1 protein-coding gene and 1 pseudogene are annotated in these 1,325 nt (G+C 68.8%); both read left to right on the plus strand.

Translation table 11 applies throughout. From position 1 onward, the window contains the following. Nucleotides 1-99: 99 nt before the first annotated feature. Nucleotides 100-651: a hypothetical protein gene (locus tag CVM50_RS00025; RefSeq protein WP_085890138.1), complete on the plus strand. Its 552-nt coding sequence runs from the start codon at nt 100-102 to the stop codon at nt 649-651. A 262-nt stretch (nt 652-913) separates the two neighbouring features. Further along, nucleotides 914-1,325, plus strand: a pseudogene (locus tag CVM50_RS21870) (hypothetical protein); the annotation flags it as partial.

The raw sequence follows: 1,325 nt of genomic DNA on the forward strand, positions 1-1,325 counted from the left end.
CCGCGCGGCCGTCCGGGGCGTCGCGGTCCCGATCTGTCCGTCCCCGACTTGGGGCGCGTCCTACCCGGCGCGCCCCGCTTTTTCCCTGGAGGGTTCCGCATGGACATCGTGACCGCAGAAGAGCGCCGTCTGATCGACGAGGCGCTGGAGCGTATCCCCGAGGAGAAGCGGCGAATCCCGTCAGGGGTGAGCGGCATGGACCGGGACTATGTCTGGGACCCGAAGACCCAGTCGCTCATCACCCGCAACGAGGCCTTCAAGGGCGGCTTCCGGACGATGCAGCGCGCGCAGGTGCCGACCCTGGCAGACCGCCTGAAGGATCGGGAGATCGCCCAGGACATCAAGGACGGTCTGAGCATCAGCGAGATCATCCTGCTGCGGCATACGGCGCGCCAGCGCATCCAGCGGGTGGCGCGCGAGGACGGGCTGGAGATCGCCCGGCCGAAGCCCGCGCCGCTCAGGGGCGGGCGGGAGAAGTCGGTCTCGGGCGATGACGAGGAGATCACCCGGAAGATCCTGGCCCTGGTCGATGGCCAGCGGGGTCTGACGGAGATCGCCCGCCTGGCGGGCTGCCACAAGGACGCGGTGCGCCTGCGCCGGGATCGGCTCAAGCTCGATATCCCCGCCGCCAAGCGGAGGAAGATCGCGTGAGGCTCAGACCCCCCGGATTTGGGCCGATTGACAGCGGAGGGCGCCCCATGCGTTGCTTTGACCTGTCCGCTCAGGGGGAGAGGCGGGCAGCCGCCTGGCGCACCCCGCGTGCTGGAGCGGCCCGGCGCGGCGGTGATCTCTGCTTGGCTGCCGCGCCGTTTGGCGGGGTCCCCACGCGACCTGCTCAGTGCCCGCTCTGCGCCATCTGGTTGAGGCTATTGGCGTGCCAAATGGCGCGCCTCCGGTCCCGGGAGGTCGCCTCATGCGCTCGCTGACCTCTGCAGGCGCGGCGTTGCGCGCCGTCGAGACCGATGATCTCGAAGAATACCCGCTGTCGGGCCAGGAACGCCTCGACAGCCATTACTTCATCGCCTGGCATCACCGCCGCTGGCTCAACTCGGAGATGCGCCTGAAGGCCACCGAGGAGTGCCGCGCGCTTTACTTCGATCTGATCTGCATCGCCCAGGAACAGAACCCCATCGGGACGCTTCCAGCGGATACCGAGCAGCTGGCCAAGCTCCTGGGCGTGGATCAGGGGCGGCTGCAGCGGCTTTGCGAGGGCAGCTTCGGCCCGCTTCACAAGTGGCGCCCCTGTCTCTGCGAGGGCGTGGTTCGCCTCTATCACCCGATGGTGCTGGAGGTCGTCACCGACGCCATCGCGCGCAAGCACGACA

The organism is Pseudooceanicola marinus (assembly GCF_002786295.1).
Taxonomy (GTDB): domain Bacteria; phylum Pseudomonadota; class Alphaproteobacteria; order Rhodobacterales; family Rhodobacteraceae; genus Pseudooceanicola; species Pseudooceanicola marinus.

Coding starts and splice junctions, on each gene's coding strand:
- CVM50_RS00025 (WP_085890138.1), top strand. CDS start 100: ATGGACATCGTGACCGCAGAAGAGCGCCGTCTGATCGACGAGGCGCTG.